This is a genomic window from Mesorhizobium xinjiangense, assembly GCF_009749525.1.
GTDB lineage: Bacteria > Pseudomonadota > Alphaproteobacteria > Rhizobiales > Rhizobiaceae > Mangrovimarina > Mangrovimarina xinjiangensis.
Genome location: NZ_WOAC01000002.1, coordinates 321,787 through 343,097 on the forward strand (window position 1 = coordinate 321,787; position 21,311 = coordinate 343,097).

Annotated in this window: 27 protein-coding genes; all 27 read left to right on the top strand. The window is 64.0% G+C overall.

Translation table 11 applies throughout. From position 1 onward, the window contains the following. Positions 1-5: 5 nt before the first annotated feature. The 27 genes from GM909_RS03880 to GM909_RS04010 all read left to right on the top strand — a co-directional run bounded on the left by GM909_RS03880 (position 6) and on the right by GM909_RS04010 (position 21,310). Complete coding sequence (locus tag GM909_RS03880; RefSeq protein WP_235911639.1) at positions 6-272, top strand: DUF2312 domain-containing protein; 267 nt, start codon at positions 6-8, stop codon at positions 270-272. Next, a complete protein-coding gene (locus GM909_RS03885; protein ID WP_157014877.1) occupies positions 272-1,426 on the top strand; it encodes an MT-A70 family methyltransferase in 1,155 nt (384 codons plus the stop codon). Before GM909_RS03880 ends, GM909_RS03885 begins: the two co-directional genes overlap by 1 nt. After that, positions 1,423-2,334 (top strand): DNA adenine methylase, encoded by a 912-nt coding sequence (locus GM909_RS03890; protein WP_157014878.1) that lies wholly within the window; start codon positions 1,423-1,425, stop codon positions 2,332-2,334. The genes GM909_RS03885 and GM909_RS03890 overlap by 4 nt, the downstream gene beginning before the upstream one ends. Continuing rightward, positions 2,331-2,798, top strand: coding sequence for a hypothetical protein (locus GM909_RS03895; protein WP_157014879.1), 468 nt, complete (start codon positions 2,331-2,333; stop codon positions 2,796-2,798). The genes GM909_RS03890 and GM909_RS03895 overlap by 4 nt, the downstream gene beginning before the upstream one ends. Beyond that, positions 2,795-3,076, top strand: coding sequence for a hypothetical protein (locus GM909_RS03900; RefSeq protein WP_157014880.1), 282 nt, complete (start codon positions 2,795-2,797; stop codon positions 3,074-3,076). Before GM909_RS03895 ends, GM909_RS03900 begins: the two co-directional genes overlap by 4 nt. Continuing rightward, positions 3,073-3,552: a hypothetical protein gene (locus tag GM909_RS03905; protein WP_157014881.1), complete on the top strand. Its 480-nt coding sequence runs from the start codon at positions 3,073-3,075 to the stop codon at positions 3,550-3,552. The genes GM909_RS03900 and GM909_RS03905 overlap by 4 nt, the downstream gene beginning before the upstream one ends. Next, the gene (locus GM909_RS03910) at positions 3,549-4,232 is read left to right on the top strand and encodes an NERD domain-containing protein (protein WP_157014882.1); all 684 of its coding nucleotides are present in this window, start codon (positions 3,549-3,551) and stop codon (positions 4,230-4,232) included. The genes GM909_RS03905 and GM909_RS03910 overlap by 4 nt, the downstream gene beginning before the upstream one ends. Further along, positions 4,229-4,813: a hypothetical protein gene (locus GM909_RS03915; RefSeq protein ID WP_157014883.1), complete on the top strand. Its 585-nt coding sequence runs from the start codon at positions 4,229-4,231 to the stop codon at positions 4,811-4,813. Before GM909_RS03910 ends, GM909_RS03915 begins: the two co-directional genes overlap by 4 nt. Next, positions 4,810-6,975, top strand: coding sequence for a DNA cytosine methyltransferase (locus GM909_RS03920; protein ID WP_198174119.1), 2,166 nt, complete (start codon positions 4,810-4,812; stop codon positions 6,973-6,975). The genes GM909_RS03915 and GM909_RS03920 overlap by 4 nt, the downstream gene beginning before the upstream one ends. Further along, a complete protein-coding gene (locus GM909_RS03925) occupies positions 6,972-8,150 on the top strand; it encodes a helix-turn-helix domain-containing protein (protein WP_157014885.1) in 1,179 nt (392 codons plus the stop codon). The genes GM909_RS03920 and GM909_RS03925 overlap by 4 nt, the downstream gene beginning before the upstream one ends. Then, positions 8,119-8,772: a transcription termination/antitermination protein NusG gene (gene nusG, locus GM909_RS03930; protein ID WP_157014886.1), complete on the top strand. Its 654-nt coding sequence runs from the start codon at positions 8,119-8,121 to the stop codon at positions 8,770-8,772. The genes GM909_RS03925 and nusG overlap by 32 nt, the downstream gene beginning before the upstream one ends. A 128-nt stretch (positions 8,773-8,900) precedes the next feature. After that, positions 8,901-9,302, top strand: coding sequence for an HNH endonuclease (locus GM909_RS03935; RefSeq protein WP_235911619.1), 402 nt, complete (start codon positions 8,901-8,903; stop codon positions 9,300-9,302). Positions 9,303-9,435: 133 nt separating this feature from the next. Continuing rightward, entirely contained in the window at positions 9,436-9,999 is a 564-nt protein-coding gene (locus GM909_RS03940) for a phage terminase small subunit P27 family (RefSeq protein WP_157014887.1), read from the top strand. Positions 10,000-10,015: 16 nt separating this feature from the next. Beyond that, positions 10,016-11,752 (top strand): terminase large subunit, encoded by a 1,737-nt coding sequence (locus GM909_RS03945; protein ID WP_157014888.1) that lies wholly within the window; start codon positions 10,016-10,018, stop codon positions 11,750-11,752. Positions 11,753-11,755: 3 nt separating this feature from the next. Then, on the top strand, positions 11,756-12,997 hold the full coding sequence (locus GM909_RS03950) for a phage portal protein (protein ID WP_157014889.1): 1,242 nt from the start codon (positions 11,756-11,758) through the stop codon (positions 12,995-12,997). Then, complete coding sequence (locus GM909_RS03955) at positions 12,975-13,826, top strand: head maturation protease, ClpP-related (protein ID WP_157014890.1); 852 nt, start codon at positions 12,975-12,977, stop codon at positions 13,824-13,826. The genes GM909_RS03950 and GM909_RS03955 overlap by 23 nt, the downstream gene beginning before the upstream one ends. A gap of 9 nt (positions 13,827-13,835) precedes the next feature. After that, positions 13,836-15,074, top strand: coding sequence for a phage major capsid protein (locus GM909_RS03960; RefSeq protein WP_198174120.1), 1,239 nt, complete (start codon positions 13,836-13,838; stop codon positions 15,072-15,074). 73 nt (positions 15,075-15,147) lie between these two features. Further along, positions 15,148-15,309, top strand: a complete 162-nt coding sequence (locus GM909_RS03965) for a hypothetical protein (protein ID WP_157014891.1) — start codon at positions 15,148-15,150, stop codon at positions 15,307-15,309. Positions 15,310-15,312: 3 nt separating this feature from the next. Continuing rightward, complete coding sequence (locus GM909_RS03970) at positions 15,313-15,924, top strand: head-tail connector protein (RefSeq protein ID WP_157014892.1); 612 nt, start codon at positions 15,313-15,315, stop codon at positions 15,922-15,924. 19 nt (positions 15,925-15,943) lie between these two features. Next, positions 15,944-16,261 (top strand): phage head closure protein, encoded by a 318-nt coding sequence (locus GM909_RS03975; protein ID WP_157014893.1) that lies wholly within the window; start codon positions 15,944-15,946, stop codon positions 16,259-16,261. Then, entirely contained in the window at positions 16,261-16,728 is a 468-nt protein-coding gene (locus GM909_RS03980; RefSeq protein ID WP_268890732.1) for an HK97-gp10 family putative phage morphogenesis protein, read from the top strand. The genes GM909_RS03975 and GM909_RS03980 overlap by 1 nt, the downstream gene beginning before the upstream one ends. Positions 16,729-16,735: 7 nt before the next feature. Then, positions 16,736-17,119: a DUF3168 domain-containing protein gene (locus GM909_RS03985; protein ID WP_157014894.1), complete on the top strand. Its 384-nt coding sequence runs from the start codon at positions 16,736-16,738 to the stop codon at positions 17,117-17,119. A 5-nt stretch (positions 17,120-17,124) separates the two neighbouring features. Continuing rightward, complete coding sequence (locus tag GM909_RS03990) at positions 17,125-17,841, top strand: phage tail tube protein (protein WP_157014895.1); 717 nt, start codon at positions 17,125-17,127, stop codon at positions 17,839-17,841. A gap of 8 nt (positions 17,842-17,849) precedes the next feature. Continuing rightward, entirely contained in the window at positions 17,850-18,206 is a 357-nt protein-coding gene (locus tag GM909_RS03995; protein ID WP_157014896.1) for a GTA-gp10 family protein, read from the top strand. Between the two features lie 89 nt (positions 18,207-18,295). Beyond that, on the top strand, positions 18,296-18,520 hold the full coding sequence (locus GM909_RS04000; RefSeq protein ID WP_157014897.1) for a hypothetical protein: 225 nt from the start codon (positions 18,296-18,298) through the stop codon (positions 18,518-18,520). Position 18,521: 1 nt separating this feature from the next. Then, a complete protein-coding gene (locus GM909_RS04005) occupies positions 18,522-20,603 on the top strand; it encodes a phage tail tape measure protein (protein ID WP_157014898.1) in 2,082 nt (693 codons plus the stop codon). Continuing rightward, on the top strand, positions 20,603-21,310 hold the full coding sequence (locus GM909_RS04010) for a hypothetical protein (protein WP_157014899.1): 708 nt from the start codon (positions 20,603-20,605) through the stop codon (positions 21,308-21,310). The genes GM909_RS04005 and GM909_RS04010 overlap by 1 nt, the downstream gene beginning before the upstream one ends. Position 21,311: the final 1 nt, after the last annotated feature.

Sequence of the window (21,311 nt, forward strand, 5' to 3'; positions counted from 1 at the left end):
CCAAACTGAAGGACGATGAAGGCGAGGCGAGCGGGCCGCAGACAATCGCGGCCGGGCAGCTGCGCGCCTTCATCGAGCGGGTCGAGCGCGTGCAGGAAGACATCGACGAGCTGACAGACGATCGGAAGGAGATATACGCCGAGGCGAAGTCCACGGGCTTCGACACCAAGGCCATTCGCACCATCGTCAAGCTGCGCAAGATGGACCAGGGCGAACGGCAGGAAGCCGAGGCGATCATCGATCTCTACAAGCATGCGCTCGGGATGGATTGATGGGGACGTATCAGCTCCTCCCGCCGCTTTCGGCCGAAGACTACGCCGCGCTCGAGGCGTCGATCGTCGAGCACGGCGTGCTCGTGCCCGTCGAGTATGACGAGGACGGCAATATTCTCGACGGCCATCACCGCGTGCAGGTGTGCGAAAGCCTCGGCCTGGTCGACTGGCCGCGCTTCGTGCGCAAAGGGCTGGACGAGGCGGAAAAGCGGACCCTGGCGCGCGAGCTCAATGTTTCGCGCCGGCACCTGACCAGCGCGCAAAAGCGCGAGCTGATCGAGGGGCAGCTTCGCGACACGCCTTCGATCTCGTCGCGCGCAATCGCTGCCATGCTGGGCGTCGACGACAAGACGGTTTCCAAGGTGCGCCGGCAGCTCGTCGATGCTGCGGAAATTCCGCACCACGACGAAGTGGAGGGCCGCGACGGAGTCAGGCAGCCGGCCAGCAAGCCGATCCGCACGGCCTATCTGCCGGATCCGGACAACCGGCGCGAGCTGATGAAGGTGGCGAAGGATCTGCGCTCCGAGCAGCAGCATGCGCGCCACCAGGTTCGCCTTGCCCATATGGACATGGTCGCCGAGCGCGGCCGGGCTAATGCGCCGGGCAAGCTCGACCGCGCCTATCCCGTCTATTACGCCGACCCGCCGTGGAAGTTCGGCGTGCGCTCGGAGGTGACTGGGCGCGAGAAGAGCGCCGAAAACCACTATCCCACCATGACGACCGACGAGATCGTCGAACTGATGGCCGGGCTGATTGCCGGCGACAATCCCGCGGTGCTTTTCCTTTGGGCGACCAACCCGATGCTGCCCGACGCGCTGCGTGTCATGGAGGCCTGCGGCTTTGCCTATGTGCATCACTGGATCTGGGACAAGGAAGACATCGGCAACGGCTATTGGGGCCGCGACCGGCACGAACTCTTGCTGATTGGCCGGCGCGGCGACGTGGCCGCGCCCTTGCCCGGCACGCAGCCCGAGACGGTCTACCGCGAGAAGAAGGGCCCACACTCGGCCAAGCCCGACTATTTCGCCGAAACGATCGAGCGGCTCTATCCGGGCATTGCGCGGCTGGAGCTCTTCGCCCGCCACGCGCGCCCGGGCTGGGATGTTTGGGGGTTTGAAGCCGGTGGTGACGCAACGGCGGAGGCAGCGCAATGACAGATGCGCTCAAGCCGACCCGTCCGGTTCTGCGCTGGCATGGTGGCAAGTGGAAACTTGCCCCGTGGATTCTCTCACATTTTCCGCTGCACAGGATCTATGTCGAGCCGTTCGGCGGTGCGGCGAGCGTGCTGATGCGCAAGCCGCGCAGCTATGCCGAGGTCTATAACGATCTCGACGACGAGGTCGTGACGCTGTTCCGCGTTTTGCGGGACCGCGAACATGCAGCCCGGCTGGTCGAATTGCTCGAGTTCACGCCTTTTGCCCGCACGGAGTTTCGCGACGCCTATGAGCCGACCGACGATCCGGTCGAGCGGTCGCGCCGATTAATCGTCCGCGCGTATATGGGGTTCGGCTCGAATGCCCATAGCTCGCAACACAAGGGCCATCGATCGACAGGTTTCCGCGCCAACTCGTCGCGTTCCGGTACAACGCCGGCGCAGGATTGGGCCAATTATCCGACGGCATTGGCCGCCCTCATCGAACGCCTTGCTGCTGTCGTTGTCGAGAATCGCGACGCCTGCCAGGTGATGGCTCAGCACGATTCGTCGGACACTCTGCATTATGTCGATCCGCCCTATCTCCCCGAGACGCGGGCGCGTGGCAATCGCTATGACCTCGCCTGGCGCATGTATCGCCACGAACTCAGCCGAGACGATCATGCCGACCTCCTCTCCTTCCTGTGCGGCCTTGAGGGCATGGTTGCGCTGTCCGGTTATCCGGACCCGCTATACGACGACACGCTTGCCGACTGGCGCCGGGTAGAGGTCAAGGCCTTTGCCGATGGCGCGCGCGAACGGGTTGAGGTGCTGTGGCTCAATCCTGCGCTGTCCTGCCGGCTCGATCTTGAGCGCGCCGCCCATGCCGGCGGCCATGGCACGCCACTGTTTGCGGAGGCGGCGCAATGACCGGCGAGCCCGACATTGACCGCGCCATGGCGCGGCTGCGCAAAGCGCTGATGCGGCGCATGCAGCGCGACGAGCGGGCCGAGGAACTGGCCGACCGCGCGCCTCGGCCGATCCGCTGTGGCGAGCTGGCCGCCTATGACACCGCCGCGCTCGGCCGGCGGCTCAGGCCGATGCTGGAATTCGACGGGCGCGGCTGGCGGGCCTTGGCGGCCGAGATCGGCGTCACCTCGCCGGACCTTTCGCGCGTGATGGCTGGCCAGGACGTCTCGGTGGCGAAAATCTTCGCAATCTGCGACTGGGCCGGGCTCGACCCCCGCGCCTACTACAGGGCGCCGCGCGGTGCGCCCCTGCCGCGCAAACGGGCACGGCCCTCGTTCAAATCTCCTGCCTCACGCGCCGATACGCCGCCTGAGGCCGCCGCGTGTTTCACGGGAATAGCACTGAAACAGCGGGGTGGCTCGTGACCGACACCATGATTCCCATCATCCGCCAGATGCATGAGGCCGAGGACGACCGCGCTCGGGCACGCGCGCTGCTGATCGTCTCCGACCAGGTTCTGATGAAATACCGCCATGTCTATGAGGACGCCTGCCGGCGGGTCGGGTTCGACCTCGGGCTGCGCTTCATCGACGTGCGCCGCGCGGCCTGGCACGCGATCCGAAGCGCTGATGGCACGCACAAGAATCCGCTTTTCGAGGAAGTCCGCGCCTCCATGGCCGAATTCGCCGGGAGCGGGGAATGAAGGCGGTCGAGCCCATCACGGTTTCCCTCTCCGGCACGCGGGCGCTGCGTCTGCGCGCCGAGGCCAAGGCCGCCGGCATCGCACCGGAGCGGCTGGCCGATGCCATGGCGGAGTGGTGGCTTTCCAGCGGCAACCTGCCGGTGCTGGCGGAACAGCTGAAGGTGCGCCGGCGCCGGCGCAAGCCGTCCGTCGTCATGACCCCGATGCGCAGCGCGCTCGTCTACATCATCGCGATCCATTGTGACATCGACGGCATCGCGAGGCTCAAGCCGAAGGATTTCGAGCCGCTGATCGAGGGAAGCCGGGCCGACGCCATCGCAGAGGCGCTGCTCAAGCTGGAGGCGGCGGGGCTGATCCAGCGCCATGCCCCGCGTGAAACGCGTGTGCCCGCTGCCTGGCGGATGACAGAGGAAGGACGGCAGGTGGCGAGCGACCTGACCGGCATCGGCTTCTTCGATCCGGGAGGGCAGGGATGAGATCGGCGGCGGAAAAGGAAATTCGCGACGCCGTCGTGGCGCGGCTCCGGCAGCTGATGCCGAACGCCCGGATCGTCCACGAGCTGAACGTCGCCGGCACCGGAACGAACCGGATCGACGTGGCGGCCGTGGCATCGCGGGCCATCGTCGGCGTGGAGATCAAGTCCGAAAAGGACAAGCTCGACCGGCTCGCCGATCAATGGGATGCCTTCAGCAAGTGCTGCCATCGCGTCGTCGTCGCAGCCCATGACAAGCATTTCCGCGACTATCGACCGAAACACTATCGCGACGACCTTCCTCCCTATCGCTATCTCGACCATCCGCTGTTCTTCGACAAACCGTGGCACGACTTCCACGTCTGGCGGTTTCCCAGACCGGATAAGCCCAACCAGTCTTATCACAAGCCGTGGACCTTCGACGCGCTTCGGGACACGCAGGTCCAGCCTCGAGCGACAGACATGTTGCGCATGCTCTGGGCGGAGGAGCTTCGCGAAGAATGCGGGCGTCATCGCATCCCGGCCAATTCACGTTCGACGCGCCACTTCATGATTCAGCAGATGGTCTGGCTCATGACGGGCCGCGAGATCTGCGAGGCGGTGTGCAGGCAGCTGCGTGCCCGGCCGTTCGCCGAGGGCGATAAGCAAATCGTCGAGATGAAGACGCAGGTGGCGGCGGAATGACTGTGGCTGCGCACAATCCGGCCATGTCCGAAGGCGAGCGCCTGCGTGAGATTCGCGCCGCCCTCGAGGCGATCGAGCCCGGCCGCTGGCAGCGCGCCGCCGATGCCGAGGGCGAGCTCGTCGAGGCCTTCGGCGAGCAGGGCGAGCTCCTGCCGATCGCGCGGTTTCATCCCGGCGCCACGGCCGACGAGGTTGCCTTCATCACGGACGCACCGGCAATGGTGCGATTCCTGCTGGGGCTGGTGGATCGGGCGATTGCTGCTTCTCGCGCTCACGGCCGTGCCGCGCCTTCGGCGCTGGCCTCCGCGGGGGCGGCCTCGGGCGAAGATCGCGCTGAGCATGCCGGCAAGAACTATTCCGCCGAAGCGGCGATGAAGTGCCAGGAGCCGGCGTTCAAGCGGTTCCTGCATGAGCGGCACGGGCTGGACAAGCCGATGACCACCGAACGCACGGCGCAAAAGTTGCGCTCGCTGCTCGGCGTCACCAGCCGCGCCGACATCAACAACGGCGGCGAAGCACTGACACGCTGGAAGCGCCTGCGCGGCGAATTCTTCGAATGGATAAAGGAGGGGCGGGGATGAAGGTCCTGTTCGAGGACGATTCTGAGCCGTCGGGGCCCCCGCGCTCACGCTGGCGCTGCCTGCCGTGCCCTGGGCGATACCCGGCCGCGAAAGTGCCGGTTCCGTCAATACCGCCGGCGAAGAATGGGGCACGCAAGATCGTCGTCGCGGACGGGTTCGCAGGCGGAGGAGGTGCCACAAACGGGATTGAGGCTGGGCTCGAGCAGCTTCATGCCATGGAACTGCTGCCCGCCGGGCACCCGCTGCACGTTACCTATGCGATGAATCACGACGACGCGGCGATCGCCATGCACAAGGTGAACCATCCGCGCACGATCCACCTGCCGGCGAACGTCTGGCAGGTCTCGATGCGCGAGATGTTGGGTGACGACTTGTTCGGGCTTCTCTGGCTGTCGCCGGACTGTCGCGACCATTCACCGGCCAAGGGCGGCCCCATCACGTCGCGGGCGGTGCGCGATCTCGCCTGGGTCGCGATCAAGTATCTGAAAGAGCTACCAGCTTGGCAGCGGCCGTGGATCATCTGCCTGGAGAACGTGAGCGCGTTCGCCAAATGGTCGCCGCTGATCGAGCGGCCGGACGGGCAGGGATACATGCGTGACCCGGACCGTCTCGGCTGGACCTTCCACCAGTTCGTGCACGCGCTTTCGCGCTACGGCTACTCGATCGGCTGGAAGGAGGTCGTCGCCTGCGATCACGGCGCCCCGACAATCCGCAAGCGGTTGAAGCTGGTGGCGCGGCGCGACGGTCTGCCGGTCGAGTGGCCCGAGGCAACGCATGGTGATCCGAAATCCGAGGCCGTGAAATCGGGCGCGCTGAAGCCGTGGCCGGTTGCGGCCGACATTCTCGACTGGTCGGAAGATTGCCCTTCGATCTTCATGACCAAGGAGGAGGCGAGGGAATACACGAAGCGCACCGGCAAGCGGATCATCCGGCCCCTGGTGGTGAAGACGCATGCCCGGCTGGCTTACGGCGTCAAGCGCCATGTGCTCGACGCGGGCGACGACGCCTTTGTGGTGACCTGCAACCATGCCGGCGACGGCTTCCGGGGGCAGGGGCTTGGGAAGCCGTTCGCGACGGTTGCCCGGGCTCGCGATGCGCACGGGCTTGTGGTGCCGCATGTCGCGGTGTTCCGGGGTGATAGTTCGGGCAAGCCAGTCACGGACACTATGCCAACCGTCACGGCCAACAGCTTTATCAACAGACCTGGTGGCGCATCTCCCCTTGGCTTGGTGGAGGCGGCGATTTCGCCCTTCGTCAGCCGCGGCCAGCACGGCGGAGGCAATCGGCCGGCAACCGAGCCGGTGCACACGATCGCGGCCTCGGACGGCGACCAGAACCAAATTGTCGTGCCCTACCTCGTCCCGCGTTATGGCGAGCGCGACGGGCAAGCGCCGCGCAGTGTGGGTGTCGATCGGCCTGCGCCGACGCCGGTACCGGACGGCAATCAGGGCAGCCTGGCAGCGGTCTATCTCGCGCAGCACAACAACGACAGCCGAAGGGTGACGGGCGTCAATCCCGGCCGTCCGGCGGGCAAGCCGCTGTCCACCATCACGCATGAGGCGTCGCAGCAGCAGGTGGTGGCCGCGTCGATGCTGTCGCTCAAAGGCAGCGATAGGCGCGACGGTTCCTGCGAGGATCCTCACCCGGCCGTCTGCGCCTCGGGCCAGCACTCGGCCGTCGTGACGCTCCCGCTGATGACGGCCTACTATTCGACCGGCGGGCAGCACGCACGCGTCGACAGTCCATCACTGACCGTCCCGACCAAGGCGCGTTTCGGCCTGACGGAAGTCGATGCGGCGATGCCGCCGCTCTCGTCGGCGCAGTGGGCACGAGCGCGCCAGGTCGCGGCGTTCCTGCGCGCGCATGGCTGCTGGGACGGCGGCGAGATCGTGACGCTGACGATCCGCGGCACGGTCTTCATCATCGTTGACATTGGCATGCGCATGTTGAAGCCGCGCGAGCTCGCCCGGGCGCAGGGCTTTCCGGACAGCTACGTCCTCGATCCGATCTTCAACGGCAAGCCGCTGTCGGAGACCGAGCAGCGGCACAAGATCGGGAACTCGGTCTGTGAGAAGCCCGCAGCGGCCGTGATCGTATCGAACTACCGGCCGCCGCTCGAATGGGGCGAGCAGGCGGCACCATTCATGGAGGCAGCGGAATGAGCGCCTTGCTGCTGGGAACCGGATTTAGCGCCGACATGGGCACCTGTGTACGCAAGTTGGTGCTCCTGAAGCTGATCGATGCTTGCGAAAATGACGGCACGCGCATCTTCCCTGCCGTTGCGACGGTGGCGCGGGTGGCGCAGTGCTCGACCCGCCAGGTGCAGCGCGAGCTCAAGAGCTTCGTCGAGATCGGCCTGCTCCGCCTCGTTCGCGAGGGCGGCAAGGGCCGGCGCTCGACCAACGAGTATGCGATGGACCTGGGCGTTCTGGCCGAAATCTGCCGGGAGGGCTGGGACGCCCATGTCGCATCCAAGGGTGACAGGGAGTCACCCTTGGATGCAGGTGCCAAGGGTGACGTAGACGGTACCGATAGGGTGACACAGGCGACCCTTAAGGGTGACATCAGGAGTCACCCAACCCCTCCAGACTCCTCCAATGAACCCTCCATGGCGCGCGAGAGCACGCGAGAGAGAGGCGATCTCAATGATGAAGGGAATGAAGAAGAGGGGAATGGATCGGTCGATGACCCTGCGAAATTCGAGAAGAGGGTGAAGAAGGTTGCGGCCGATACGGCATGGCCTGGCTGGGCTGGCTCCTCGACGGGATGGACCGTACGCCAGTTTGCCGGGCTGACCGACGCGGAACGGGCAGAGGGTGAGAAATCCGCCGATCGATATCTCAACCATTGCCGGTCGAAGAAGATCAGTCCCGTCTCCCTCGGTGTGTTCTTCCGGGATCGCAAGTGGACCGACCTGCCGGATGAGGTGCTGAACCCAATGGCGGGCAAGCCGGACGACTACGCGCCGCCCTTCGGGCCGGTGTGGGGGCTCTGGCGGATGATGCACATGCTGGTGACAGGCAGTCCGGATGAAGACGGCCGCTGGAAGTTGGTGGAGCATCTGAACCGGAAAGCGCGCATCGGACAAGGGCATCGGTTCGCGGAGCGTTTTCACAGGAAGGAACTTCTGGCGCTTATGGAAGCCGTCCCGGTGGGCTCGGAGATCTATGCGGCATGGGAGCGTGAGCACGAGAAGCGCGGCTGGCCATGGGTGCCGGACCCGGGCGGGCAGCGGGTGGTCTACTTCCCGGCCGGTGGCCCGGATGGCTTGAGCGAATTCGAAGCGGCGATGCGAGGGAACAGTGATGATGACGGCACGCGGCAAGCAGCTGAATGAGGCCAAACCAATCAATCTCGACCGGTGCTATGCCGAATCGGATCGGCAGATGGAGGTGGGCCGTCGTCAGCAGGCATTGCTTGCAGCAGCGGGTATGGACGGGCCTGTGCGGCGCTGGGCAATCGTCAAGGTTGCGCCGAACCGCGAAAATGATGTGGATAAGTCGCTGTCGGCGGCACTGATCGAGCATTGGCTGCCGCTGAGGAAGGCCGACAAGAACGTCGGCGGGCGTAGGACTGGGAGCAATGGAGACGCAATCTGGGTGCTCGCCTGGCCCGGCTACATCTTCGTGAAGGTGCCCGATCTGCCAGAGGCCTGGGCGGGGATCGCGACCGTAAAGCACACGCTCTCGGTGCTCGGCGCGGATGAAAGGCCTTTCTTCATTGACGACGCTACGATGTTGAAAATCAAGGCGGAACTATCGACGCTGAAAGACCTGCCGCGCAACGCCGGCACAATGTTCGCCAAGGGCGACAAGGTGCGTGTGGAGGAAGGGCCGTTCGCCTCGTTCCCGGCCACGATCGACGAGATCGGCAAGGATGGACGGGCGCGCGTCGAGGTGATGATCTTCGGGCGGATGTCGCCCGTCGAGCTCGATCTTGCGCAATTGGCGAAATCGTAATAGCGAGTCTGCCTCAGGAGACCCGACAGAGTCGCACTCCAGGTGAGCAGCACCATCGGGCCCAGGCAAAGCGGATCGATCAGTGATCTCAGCTTTGCCGCGATGGGGACCTATGGGACATCATTGACATGCCGCAGATGCCGGGCACCTTTCGCCCGAAGCACATGCCTTCGCGCCAGGAGCAACGGCGCGAGCACGATCAGCGGCGCGGCAGTGCGCGCGAGCGTGGGTACACCACGGCGTGGGACAAGGCGGCACGCGGGTTCAAACGCTCGCATCCGCTGTGTCTCGGATGCCATGCTGTTGGCAGGGTGAAGCCGACCGAGGTCGTTGACCACGTTGTTCCGCATCGCGGTGACAATGCGCTGTTCTGGGACAGGACCAACTGGCAGGCGAGCTGCCACTGGCACCACGATGCGGTCAAGCAGCGTCTCGAACTGCTCTTCGATCAGGGAAAGCTCAAGCAATCCGATCTTCGCCTCGACAGTGACGCGGCGATGAAACTGACGCTGGACCTCGATCCGCGCTGACGGGGAGGGGGAGGGCAAAAGTCTCCAGCCTCCCGCTCCGGGACCGGCGGTCTCCCACAAAAAGTTTGCGCGCGAGTTTCCGGAAGATTTTTTTATGGGGCCTCGGACGCGGGGCGCCGGCATGAGGTGAACCATGGGCCGCAGAGGACCGAAGCCGGAACCGGCCAGCATCAAGAAGCAGAAGGCTTCGTCGCGCCGACCGATCGGTGAGGACGCGACGGCGCAGGAAGCGGAAACGAACGTCGCGGCTGCCCCGAGCGTGTCGCCGCCGGCCTGGCTGAAGAAGGATGGGCTTGTCGTGTGGAAGCGCCTGGCGCCGCGGCTGATCGGCCAGAAGCTCCTGTCGCGGATCGACGCCGAGACCTTCGCCCGCTACTGCAAGAATTTCGCTCGCTGGCTGAAGATGCAGCAGCGGCTCGACGAGATGGGAGAGATCTACGAGATCAAGACGGCGAGCGGCACCGTACGCCGCGCCGATCCCGCCTACATGATCGCTGATCGCCTGGAGCGTCAGCTTGTAACGGCAGAAGCGAGCTTCGGCCTCAACCCCGCGGAGCGCCAGCGCATATTCGCGGCGCGCGCCGCCAATCCGCTCGGCGACTTGTTCGAGCCGTCGCGCGCATCGGAACAGCCGAAAGCGCCCGGCAAGAAACCGACGCAGATGCCGGATGGCAGCGCGGTCGGGTTTTTGAACTGACACTCCGGGGTGCCGTATGGCTGCCAAGGTCGGGCGCGCAGCGCACCGGAACGGACCGCGCGCGAGACCCGGCGGCGTTGGGATCGATGCGGTCTGGTCCCACGATCGGCAATGTTGGGTCGAGGGTGATTTCTGGTTCTACGAGAAGGCGGCCGACAAGGCGGTTGCGTTCTTCCCGAACCATTTGTGCTTTACGAAAGGCGAATGGGCCGGTCGCCCGTTCCACCTCGAGGTCTGGCAGGCGAACGACATCGTCCGTCCACTCTTCGGATGGAAGCGGCCAGACGGCACGCGGCGATATCGTCGCTGCTATGTCTGGGTGCCGCGCAAGAACGGCAAGACCGAGCTGGCGGCAGGTATCGCGCTCCTGGTGTTGCTCGGCGACGGAGAGCTTGGCGGCGAGGTCTATTCGATCGCCTCGCACGAAGGGCAGGCCAGACTGGTGTTCGACCAGGCCGCCACGATGGCCGGCAAGTCGGAGACCCTGGGCAACGACTTGGTCTGCCTCAAATCGTCGATCTACTGCCCGGCGCTCAATGCCGCGTTCAAGCCGCTCTCTGGTAAGGCGGAAGGCAAGCATGGCTTGAATGCCTCGGGGCTGATCGGCGACGAAATCCATGAATGGACGTCGGGCGACCTATACCAGTTCGTTCACGATTCCCAAGACTCGCGCCAGCAGCCGCTGGAGTTCCTGATCTCCACAGCGGGCAAGAAAGGCACTTACGGCGAAGAGGTCTGGGACGAGTGCATCAAGATCCGCGACGGCACGTTCGAGGATCCCGAAACCCTGGTGGTGATATACGCCGCCGATCCGGAAGACGACTGGCATTCGGAAGAGGTCTGGCGCAAGGCGAATCCCAATCTCGGCGTGTCGAAGAAGCTCGACACGATGCGCACCAATGCTCGCCGCGCCCGTCAGCTGCCGCGCCTGGAGAACCATTTCAAGAACTATCACCTCAACATGTGGACCGAGCAGGCAGTGCGCTGGCTGCCGATGGACGCGGTCGACGATGAGGGAAACAAGTTCGGCTGGGATCACTGCGCCGGCCCGATCGGCTGGAAGGATCTGGAGGAAACGCTTCGGCACAAACGCTGCTTCGGCGGCCTAGACCTCTCGGCCGTGGTCGACCTGTCGGCGCTGGTCTGGTGGTTTCCGGTGCAGGACGGCCTGGACAAGCCTGTCGTGTTGCCACGCTTCTTCAAGCCGGCCGATCTGATCAAGCAGCACTCGCGCCGGGATAAGCTGCCCTATGACCGTTGGGTCGATGAAGGGGCGATCACAGCCACGCCCGGCAACGTCGTCGACTACGCCTTCATCCAGCAGCAGATCTACGAGGATGCCGAACGGTTTCAGATCGCTCATGTCGGCAATTCTCGACGCGAGGCTGGTGAGGGTGGCATCGCCATCGATCGCTGGAACGCAACCGAGACGGCGGTGAAGCTCGAGCAGGAGGGCCTGCCCGTCGTGCTGTTCGGCCAGGGCTTCGCCTCGATGTCGGCACCGGCGAAAGAGCTGGAGCGCCTGGTGCTGTGCAACGGGTTTCACCATGGCGGCCATCCGGTGCTGCGGCGCCATGCTCAGGTGGTCGCGGTGGAGGAAAACCCTGCCGGCGACATCAAGCCGGCGAAAAACAAATCGACCGAACGCATCGACGGCATAGTCGCCCAGGTGATGGGAATAGGCATCGCCTCCAAGGACAAGGGCGGCGACGGCCCGTCGGTCTATGAAACTCGCGGCATATTGGTGATTTAGCCCATGAAGCTATTGAACATTTTTCGCCGCGAGCAGCCGAAATCGGCAGCCCCGCGAGTCTATTCAATGGCCGAGGCCGCCGAGTTCTTCGGGTTCGACGATCCGCAGATGAAGGAGTTCATCCGCAATGGCGGCAGTGGCGCCTCATCGGTTTCGGTCAAGGAGGCCATGCGCAACACGGCAGTGTTCCGCAGCGTCAGCCTGATCTCCTATGCAATCGGGTATTTGCCGCTTCAATTGCTGAACAGCGACACGAAGGAGAAGGCGAAGGAGCATCCGCTCTATCCGCTCCTGAGCCGCGAGCCGAACAACTGGCAGACGGCATTCAACTTCAGGGTGCTGATGCAGCGCCGCGCCCTGGTAAACGGCAATGCCTATGCATTGATCGTCCGCAGCGGCAACAAGGTCATTCGCCTCGTACCGCTCGACCCGACCATGGTCGAACCTCACCAGCGCAGCGATTGGTCGGTCGAATACCGATACACTCCGAAGAATGGCGGCACACGCACTCTTCAACCGCACGAAGTCTTGCACGTCTATGCCGATTCCGAGGACGGGATATGCGGCACGTCGCTGGTAAAGGTTGCGGCGCAGGCAATCGAGCTCGCCCGCGACCTGGAGACGGCGCAGGCCCGGTTCTTCAAGAACGGGATGCTTCTCGGTGGCATGTTCACAACGGACAACCAGCTCAGCCCAGAAGCTTACAACAACCTCAAAACATCCTTGCGCGACGAATACAGCGGCTCTGAAAACGCTGGCAAATGGTTGATTGGCGAAGAGGGGCTGAAGCCTCACCAGTTCACAAGCTCGGCGAAGGACAGCCAGCAACTCGAAAGCCGAAAGATGCAGATCGAGGAAATCGGCCGCGTCTTCGGCGTGCCGCGCCCGTTCCTCGGCCTCGACGACACGAGCTGGGGCAGCGGCATCGACGTGCTGGGCCAGATATTCGTTCGCTACACGCTGAACCCATGGTTCGCGGCATGGGAGCAGGCGATCGAGCGGTCGTGCTTCACGGATGCGGAGAAGGAACAACTCGACGTGAAGTTCAACGCCGGCGCTCTGATCCGCGGCAATATGAAGGACCAGGGCGAGTTCTTCGCCAAGGCGCTCGGATCCGGCGGCCATCAGCCATGGATGGATTACGCGGAGGTCCGCGACACGATGGACCTTCCCGAGAAAGAGATCGCGCCGAACGCGCTGGCGCAAAACACGGGGAATGGCAATGAGCCTCAAGAATCTGCCTGAGATCAAGGCCGAACGACTTCCGACGATCTGCGCCTTCGAGCCGGATGCGGATGCGGTCGAGCGCTGGAACGCCGGCATCATGGCCGCGCAGTCACCGGAGAACACGATCTCCATCCTCGACGTGATCGGGGAGGATTTCTGGACCGGCGGTGGCGTGACCTCGAAGCGGGTCGCGGCCGCGCTGCGGGCCATCGGCGACCAGGAGGTGTTCGTCGATCTGAACTCGCCGGGGGGCGATTTCTTCGAGGGCGTTGCGATTTACAATGCCTTGCGCGCGCATCCTCACAAGGTGACAGTTCGAATCCTCGGTCTGGCCGCATCGGCCGCATCCGTCATCGCCATGGCCGGTGACGACATCCAGATCGGCAAGGCTGGTTTCCTCATGGTGCATAACGCATGGGTGATCGCCATTGGCAATCGGCACGATCTCGTCGAGGCCGCAAAGGTTATGGAGCCATTCGATGATGCCATGGCGACGGTCTATTCCGACCGCGCCGGGGTGAAAAAGGCCAAGGCCGCCGAGTGGATGGACAACGAGACATGGTTCAATGGCGAGCAGGCCGTAGCCGAAGGTCTCGCCGACGCCTTTCTTCCTGCCGATCAGGTGTCGGAAGACAAGACAAGGGCGGAGGCGGGCAAGGCGGTGAATGCCACGCGCCGTGTCGACGCTCTTCTCGCCAAATCCGGAATTCCTCGCGATGAGCGCCGTAGCCTCATCGGTGAGGTGAAAAGCCCGTCTGCCGTAGCGCCGGGCGAACGTCCTGCCGTAGCGGACGACGATGCACTGAATGCTGCCCTCGAGCAGCTTCGATCCACAATCCGCTCATAGGAGAAAACGATGAGCAAGCATTTTGCAATGCCGCGCCGCGGCATTGTCGCTGTGCGCGCGGACGCGACCGGCGACATCAAGGCGACCATCACCGACCTCAACAAGGCGTTCGAGGAATTCAAGGCCACCATGGCCGAGAAGGACAAGGAACTCGCCCAAAAGTTCGATGACGTCGTCACGACGGAGAAGCTCGATCGCGTCAATTCCAGCGTCTCCGATCTCCAGAAGCTGGTCGACGATACCAACGCCAAGATCGCCGCCATTTCCGTGGGCGCCGGTAGTGAGCGCGAGATCAAGGACCCGGAATACTCCGAGGCCTTTCGCGCCCACTTCCGCAAGGGCAGTGTCAATGCGGCACTTGAAAAGGGCACCGATCCCGAGGGCGGCTACCTCGCTCCCGTCGAGTGGGATCGGACGATCACCGACGCGTTGATCGAGGTCTCTCCGATGCGGCAGATTGCGTCGGTGCAGACGATTTCGACGGCCGGCTTCAAGAAGGTCTACAATCTGCGCGGTACCGCATCCGGATGGGTCGGCGAGACGGCCGCTCGCACCGAGACCAATACGCCGACCTTTGGCTCTCAGGACTTCATCCCTGGCGAGATCTACGCCAACCCGGCAGCGACACAGCAGATGCTGGATGACGCGCAGATCAACCTGGAGCAGTGGCTCGCCGGCGAGGTGGAAACCGAGTTTTCCTATCAGGAAGGCCTCGCCACCATTTCCGGGGACGGGACGAACAAGCCGGCCGGTTTCCTCACCTTCGCCACGGGCGGCGCCAACGCGGCGACCAATCCGCTCGGCTCGATCGAGGTTCTCACATCGGCCGTGGCCGGTGGCGGCCTGGATTCGGACGAACTGATCGACCTCATCTACATGCTGCCGTCGGCATTCACCCAGAACGCGCGTTGGGTGATGAACCGTTCGGTTCAGGGCGAGGTGCGGAAGCTGAAGGATGGCGACGGGAACTATCTCTGGCAGCCGTCCTACCAGGCCGGGCAGCCTGCCATGGTCGCCGGCTATCCGGTCACCGAAATGCCCGGCATGCCGGATATTGCGCTGAGCTCCATGCCCATCGCCTTCGGTGACTTCCGGCGCGGCTACCTGATTGTCGATCGCACCGGCGTTCGCGTCCTGCGCGATCCGTACACCAACAAGCCCTACGTGCACTTCTACGTCACGAAGCGCGTCGGCGGTGGCGTCCAGAACCCGGAGACGATCAAGATCCTGCAGATGGCGGCTGCCTGATCAGGATAACGCCAGGCGGGCGGCCCACGGGCCGCTCGTTTCCCCTTTTTCAACTGCAACGGAGTGGAAATCCATGGTTGACCAGAACAAGGCGGCGGCTTCCGCAAAGAAGCGGCCAAGCGTCGCGACCGGCAAACAGAGCATGACGGCCGAGAAGGCCAAGGCTCTTGGCCTCGATCCGAAGCCCTATGGCAAGCCGAGGCCCCCGAAGGCACAGGACGAGGCGAAGAAGTAAGCCATGAAGCCCGTCCGCGTCGCTCCCCCCGCCGAACCGGTGGTCACGCTTGCCGAGGCCAAGGCACATTTGCGCGTCAATGCCGAAGGCGAGGGGAGCCTGCTGCCGAACGAGGATGACAGCCTTATCACCGGCCTGATCGCTGCTGCGACGGAGCATCTGGACGGCTGGGCGGGCATTCTCGGCCGGTGCCTGGTCAATCAGGACTGGCGCATCGATCTGCCAGCCTGGCCGGCAACATGCATCGCGCTGCCGTTCTCTGACGTGTCGTCGGTAACGGTGAATTATTTCGATCAGGATGACGTGGAACAGACCTTGTCGTCATCGGAATACGAACTTGCCGCGTCGGCAACCGGCACGGTGGTGCGCTTCAAGAAGACGTTCTCACGCCCGGCTCTCAACGATGACCGCGCCGACGCGGTGCAGGTGACGATGACGGCAGGCTATGGTGCGGCCGCGGACGTGCCGCAGCCGATCAAGCAGGCCATCCTGCTCCTGGTCGGTGCCTGGTACGAGAACCGCGAGGAAACGGTGATCGGCACGATCGCAAGCCCCTTGCCTGACAGCGTAGCGGTCAATGCGCTGATCACACCCTATCGTAGGGTGATGTTCTGATGGTTCGGCGGAGCTCATCATGAGAGCGGGCAAGATCGATCGGCGGTTGACGATCCGGCGCTTTACCGTCGTCGGGACCAATCCACTCAACGAAGACATATATGATTGGGCCGATATCGCCACGGTCTGGGCGCAGCAGCGACCGAACCGGGGGAACGAGCGGTTCGCGGCCCAGCAGATCGCCGGCAGCGCGGTCATGACCTTCCATATCCGATATCGCGACGTGAGCGTGACCGACCGGCTGCGCTACGCGGGAAAGGAATGGAACATAACGGACGTTCGCGAGATCGGGCGCGGTGTGGTGACCGAGATCGACGCGGTCGCGAGGCAGGACTGATGGCGACACGCGTCAAGATCGACGGTCTGAAGGAACTCGAGCGCGCCTTGGCCGAACTGCCGAAGGCGACGGGCAAGAACGTGCTGCGGCGCACGCTGAGGAAAGCGGCACAACCGGTGGCGGACGCGATGCGGGACAAGGCCCCGGACGATCCGAACACAGGCGGCAATGATCTACGCTCATCCATCGCGGTGTCGACCAAGCTCTCGAAGCGGCAGAAGTCACAGCATCGCAAAATGTTCAAGAGCGACAAGGCGTCGGTCGAGATCTTCGTCGGTGCCGGGCCGTTGCCACAGGCGCACCTTCAGGAATTCGGCGCACCGCAGCATGGTCCGCAGAGCTTTGCCCGTCCGGCCTGGGATGCCAACAAGCGCCAGGTCCTCGACACGATCAAGGACGATCTCGGCGAAGAGATCGTGAAAGCCGCGAAGCGACTGGCGAAGAAAGCCGCAAAGGCCAAGGGCTGATCAATCCATGAAAGAACTGATCACCGCGTTGCTGGCGCCGATCGCCGGCGGCCGCCGCTACTGGGTTGCCGCGCCGCAGAAACTGTCCGACGGGAACCCGCCGGCCAAACCCTACCTGGTATTGAACCGGATTGACGGCATTATCGATTATCACACGCAGGGGCCGTCTGGCCTTGTCGAAAGCCGGCTCCAGGTCGATGTCTACGACGTCACGCGTTGGGGTGCCGAGGTCACGGTACGGCAGGTCAAGGCCATCCTCTCGGGTTACCGCAACGGCGCGATTAGGGGCGCCTTCATCAACGACGAACGCGACCTGCCGGCGTCCGACGCTGGCGACGTGACGCAACTCTTTCGCATCTCCCTCGACCTCACCATCCACCACACGGAGTAAGGACAATGCCCGACACGGAAGCCTCGATCGGCTATGGCATCACGTTCGAAATGGCGGACGTCGCCACGCCAACGGATTTCACCTATCTCGCCGAGATCTACAATCTCACGCCGCCGTCGGACACGACCGACAATGTCGACGTCACCCATATGCAATCGCCCAACAAGACGCGCGAATTCATCGACGGTCTGACCGATCCGGGCGAGGCCTCGTTCGAGATGAACTATGTTCCGGGCTCGGCGTCCGATCTGGCGCTGATCGCGGCGAAGGGCAAGCGCAAGTGGAATCGGATCACCTTCCCGAACGGCGTGCAGGTACTCTTCACCGGCACACGTCAGGGCTATGAGAAATCCGCCCCGACCGACGACAAGAAGACAGCGACGGTAACGTGGAAGGTCTCGGGGGAACCGATCCAGACGCCGGCCGCCGCGCCACGCGCGATCGCCTCGCCGTCGATCGCCGGCACGGCGCAGGTCGGTGTGCCTCTTACGCTTGATCCCGGCATATGGGCCGGTGCGACGGACTTCGCGATCCAGTGGCAGGTCTCCGACGATGCCGGCGCCGGCGCGTCCTGGGTCGACATCACCGATGCCACTGGCATGGCCTATGTGCCGGTTACGGGCGATGTCGGCGAGCTCATCCGCGTCAAGGTGACGGGGTCGAACGCAAGCTTCAGCACCGAAGCGACGTCCGATCCGACCGCCGCCGTTATTGCAGCGTGAGGTGAACCATGGCCAATCCACATCGCGGCCAGGTCTCGCTCGAGGCGGGAGACAAGGCCTATACGCTGTCCTTCTCCGTCAATGCGATCTGCGAACTCGAGGATGCGCTTGATCGCCCCGTTGCTCGAATTGCCGAAGAGCTGAACGACCCCGAGAACATCCGGATGTCGACGGTTCGATCGGTGATCTGGGCGGCGCTTCAGGACTGCCATCCGGGCACAACGATCCAGGAGGCGGGCGAGATAGCCACGGTTGCCGGCACGACAGCGATCATGGAAGCCTTGGGTCGGGCGTTCCAGCTCGCGTTCCCGGATGCCGCGGAGGGAAAGGGAAAGCCGCGCCCTCGGAAGGCGAAAGCCGGATAGACTGGCTTTCGCTTCTCGAGGAATGGGCGAGCACCGGTCGTGACGATGAACGCTTCTGGCGTCTTACGCTTCGCGAAATCAACGTCATCATGAAGGGCGAATCCAAGCGACTGCGCCGCACGCACAATGAGCGGGCTTGGCAGGCTTGGCATACGGCGTTCCTCTCGGCCTTTCCCCCAGCAAAACCGAGCAAATTCATCAAGCTGGACAGGCTCATGATGACCGAGAAAATCGACCGCGCGAAGCGGTCGAGCTGGGAAGACGACTTTGCCGCCGCGAAGGCGTGGGTCGCATCGGCTACCAGGGGCAGGTGAAATGGCAGGCTCATCGGTCATCGGCGCGTTGAGGGTCAACCTCGGCATCGACAGCGCCCAATTCAACACCGGTCTGAAGGACGCTCAGACCGGTGCCGAACGGTTCGCGAAGGTGGCAAAGACCGCCTTCGCGGCCGTCGGGGCGGCGGCTGTCGCGATGGCCAGCGCCTTTGCGGTCGGCGTTCGACGCTCCCTGACCGAGGCCGACGATCTGACCAAGATGGCGCAGAAGATCGGCATTCCGATCGAGGAACTGTCGAAGCTGAAATATGCCGCTGATCTATCTGGCGTCTCGCTCAGCGGCCTATCGACAGGTGTCCGGCGCCTTTCCCAGAATATGAACGATGCCGCGCATGGCGTGGGTGAGGGGGCGGAAGCCTTTGAGCAGCTGGGCATCAATGTGCTCGGTGCCGATGGCAAACTGAAATCCTCCAGCCAGATCCTGGCCGAGATCGCAGACCGCTTCGAAAAGATGCCGGATGGGGCCGAGAAGACGGCCCTTGCGATGGACCTCATGGGCCGTTCCGGCGCCGATCTCATTCCATTGCTGAACGGCGGTTCGGCCGCGCTCAATTCCCTGCTGCTTGAGGCCAAGGCGTTCGGGCTTGAGATCAGCCAGAAGACGGGCAAGGCCGCCGAGATATTCAACGACAACCTCGCGCGCATGAGCTACGCCCTGCAGGGTGTCACGCTCAGTCTTACCGCCGCACTCGCACCAGCCCTCGTTGTCGTGTCGGAGGCCATGGTCAACCTGGCGCAGATGTTCGTCGACGCGCTCCAGTACCTGCCGACACTGGCGGAATATGCCGCCGTTGCCGGTGGGGCGCTCGCTGCCATGGTCTCACCGGCCATTCTCGCTGCCTTCGGCAACCTGACGACGGCTATTGCGGTCGGGCTTGTGGGTGCTGTGCGCGCCCTGACCGCGGTCATTGCGGCCAATCCGCTCGGCGCGCTCGCTGTCGGTATCGCCGCTGCTGTCACGGCGGCCTACCATTTCCGTGACGAGATCCAGAAGGCCATCGGCGTTGACGTGGTGCAGCTCGCCAGGAACGCTGCAAACCTCGTGATCGGCTCATTCGTGGCCGCCTATGAGGACATCAAGTTCGTCTGGACGAATTTCCCCGACATCATCGGTGCCGCCGTGATCGGAGCCGCCAACGCGGTCATCGCCGGCACGGAGAATATGATCAATGCCGCAACCGGCCTGCTCGACTCCTTCATTGCCAAGGTGAATTCGGCATTGTCGGCGCTGCCCGGCGGGCTGGAGATCGGTCAGATCGGCGCTGTTAGCATCGGCAGGATCCAGAACGATGCGGCTGCCCGTTTGAGCAGCGCGGTCGGCAATCGGAACGCGGCGGTCAGCGCAGCGCTGAACTTCGACTACATCGGCGAGATCGGTTCTGCCTTCGAAGGTGCGACGGCGGGGGCCCAGAATTTCGGGGCGGCGGTGGGCGGCGTCAACGATGAGCTGGAAGACCTCGGCGGCTCCGGCGGCGGCGGCAAGAAGGGAGGGTCCGGCAAGGCGAAGAAGGCAAGCGACGAACTGAAGAAGATGGCCGAGGCCATGCAGAACGCCAAGGAAACCCTTGGAGAGGGTTTCGGATCGGTCATTCAAGGGCTGGTCAAAGGGACGCTCGATTGGAAGGATGCGATCGTTCAGGCGGGCCAGTCGCTCCTTCGCTATCTGAACGAAATCAATGTTGCCCGCGGCAGCTCCGGATTGTTCGGCGGTGGCTTGTTCCAGGGGCTGCTGGGATCGCTCCTTGGCTTTCGTGCCAATGGAGGGGGTATCAGCGCAGGCAACCCGTATGTTGTCGGGGAGCGCGGACCAGAGCTGATTGTCCCGAACACGAACGGGACCGTGATTTCCAACAGGGATATGCAGGGGCTCGGCGGTGGACTCCGCATCTCGGTCGCATCCGACGTCGACAATTCGGGCAACATCACGCCCTTCGTCACCTCGATAGCACGCGAGGAAAGCACGAAGGCGGCGGGGCGGGTCGCCCGCAGCGTCGACAGCCAGGTCGATCAGCGCAACGAGAACCGGGATGTCCGGCGTATCCGGCCAAGGAGTCCGTTCTGATGCTGCGACTGATCACCTGGCCCGACGGTCTGTGGGGCTTTGTCGACATCAATCCGGTCAGCGGGCCAAAGGCACGCAGTTCCGGCGGCAACACGGCGCAGGACGGAACCGAACAGACCTTCGAAGGCATCGGCGACCTGGTGGCGCTGGAGCTCGTATTCTCGGCCAAGAACGGCGTGACGGGCGCGCGGCGCCAGCGCGGCCTGGTGACGGCGCTGCACAGCGGCGCCAACGCCATGCGGCTCCAGTTCAACGATCCCGACATCATGACGCCGGCCGAGGCGGGCGTGTCGTGCCCCGAGGAACAGAACTGGAGCAATGGCGAGCCCTGGTCGAACGGGGAGGGCTGGGCGCCCACCTATCCGGTCGTGCCGGTCGCGGCGGCGGCCGGGTTCGACACCGGGATCGTCCGCCTCGCCAACGAATTCTGGGGGCACACGCTCGGCTATGGCGACTATCTCGGGTTCTTCCCGTTCCACTTCGGTATCTACATGGTCACTGAGGTGATCGAGCCCGGGCAATACAGGGTCTGGCCGCGTCTGCGAAAGGCGCTGACGGCGGAGGATTACGCCACGCTCTACCCTACGCTCGTGATGAAGGCCGTGGGGACAACAGTCGCACCGCCGCGCGACCTGGTTGCCACGGGCGGCAGCATCACGCTGGTCGAGGTGATCGACCCTTACGTGCGCAGCGATTTTACAGGCTGAC

Excerpts from the sequence above, each read along its gene's own strand:
- GM909_RS03990 (WP_157014895.1), top strand. The coding sequence starts at position 17,125 with ATGCCCGACACGGAAGCCTCGATCGGCTATGGCATCACGTTCGAAATG.
- GM909_RS03920 (WP_198174119.1), top strand. The coding sequence starts at position 4,810 with ATGAAGGTCCTGTTCGAGGACGATTCTGAGCCGTCGGGGCCCCCGCGC.
- GM909_RS03970 (WP_157014892.1), top strand. The coding sequence starts at position 15,313 with ATGAAGCCCGTCCGCGTCGCTCCCCCCGCCGAACCGGTGGTCACGCTT.
- GM909_RS04000 (WP_157014897.1), top strand. The coding sequence starts at position 18,296 with ATGAAGGGCGAATCCAAGCGACTGCGCCGCACGCACAATGAGCGGGCT.
- GM909_RS04005 (WP_157014898.1), top strand. The coding sequence starts at position 18,522 with ATGGCAGGCTCATCGGTCATCGGCGCGTTGAGGGTCAACCTCGGCATC.
- GM909_RS03890 (WP_157014878.1), top strand. The coding sequence starts at position 1,423 with ATGACAGATGCGCTCAAGCCGACCCGTCCGGTTCTGCGCTGGCATGGT.
- GM909_RS03975 (WP_157014893.1), top strand. The coding sequence starts at position 15,944 with ATGAGAGCGGGCAAGATCGATCGGCGGTTGACGATCCGGCGCTTTACC.
- GM909_RS03895 (WP_157014879.1), top strand. The coding sequence starts at position 2,331 with ATGACCGGCGAGCCCGACATTGACCGCGCCATGGCGCGGCTGCGCAAA.
- GM909_RS03965 (WP_157014891.1), top strand. The coding sequence starts at position 15,148 with ATGGTTGACCAGAACAAGGCGGCGGCTTCCGCAAAGAAGCGGCCAAGC.
- GM909_RS03995 (WP_157014896.1), top strand. The coding sequence starts at position 17,850 with ATGGCCAATCCACATCGCGGCCAGGTCTCGCTCGAGGCGGGAGACAAG.
- GM909_RS03955 (WP_157014890.1), top strand. The coding sequence starts at position 12,975 with ATGAGCCTCAAGAATCTGCCTGAGATCAAGGCCGAACGACTTCCGACG.
- GM909_RS03960 (WP_198174120.1), top strand. The coding sequence starts at position 13,836 with ATGAGCAAGCATTTTGCAATGCCGCGCCGCGGCATTGTCGCTGTGCGC.
- GM909_RS03905 (WP_157014881.1), top strand. The coding sequence starts at position 3,073 with ATGAAGGCGGTCGAGCCCATCACGGTTTCCCTCTCCGGCACGCGGGCG.
- nusG (WP_157014886.1), top strand. The coding sequence starts at position 8,119 with ATGATGACGGCACGCGGCAAGCAGCTGAATGAGGCCAAACCAATCAAT.
- GM909_RS03980 (WP_268890732.1), top strand. The coding sequence starts at position 16,261 with ATGGCGACACGCGTCAAGATCGACGGTCTGAAGGAACTCGAGCGCGCC.
- GM909_RS03945 (WP_157014888.1), top strand. The coding sequence starts at position 10,016 with ATGGCTGCCAAGGTCGGGCGCGCAGCGCACCGGAACGGACCGCGCGCG.
- GM909_RS03885 (WP_157014877.1), top strand. The coding sequence starts at position 272 with ATGGGGACGTATCAGCTCCTCCCGCCGCTTTCGGCCGAAGACTACGCC.
- GM909_RS04010 (WP_157014899.1), top strand. The coding sequence starts at position 20,603 with ATGCTGCGACTGATCACCTGGCCCGACGGTCTGTGGGGCTTTGTCGAC.
- GM909_RS03935 (WP_235911619.1), top strand. The coding sequence starts at position 8,901 with ATGCCGCAGATGCCGGGCACCTTTCGCCCGAAGCACATGCCTTCGCGC.
- GM909_RS03950 (WP_157014889.1), top strand. The coding sequence starts at position 11,756 with ATGAAGCTATTGAACATTTTTCGCCGCGAGCAGCCGAAATCGGCAGCC.
- GM909_RS03915 (WP_157014883.1), top strand. The coding sequence starts at position 4,229 with ATGACTGTGGCTGCGCACAATCCGGCCATGTCCGAAGGCGAGCGCCTG.
- GM909_RS03910 (WP_157014882.1), top strand. The coding sequence starts at position 3,549 with ATGAGATCGGCGGCGGAAAAGGAAATTCGCGACGCCGTCGTGGCGCGG.
- GM909_RS03940 (WP_157014887.1), top strand. The coding sequence starts at position 9,436 with ATGGGCCGCAGAGGACCGAAGCCGGAACCGGCCAGCATCAAGAAGCAG.
- GM909_RS03925 (WP_157014885.1), top strand. The coding sequence starts at position 6,972 with ATGAGCGCCTTGCTGCTGGGAACCGGATTTAGCGCCGACATGGGCACC.
- GM909_RS03985 (WP_157014894.1), top strand. The coding sequence starts at position 16,736 with ATGAAAGAACTGATCACCGCGTTGCTGGCGCCGATCGCCGGCGGCCGC.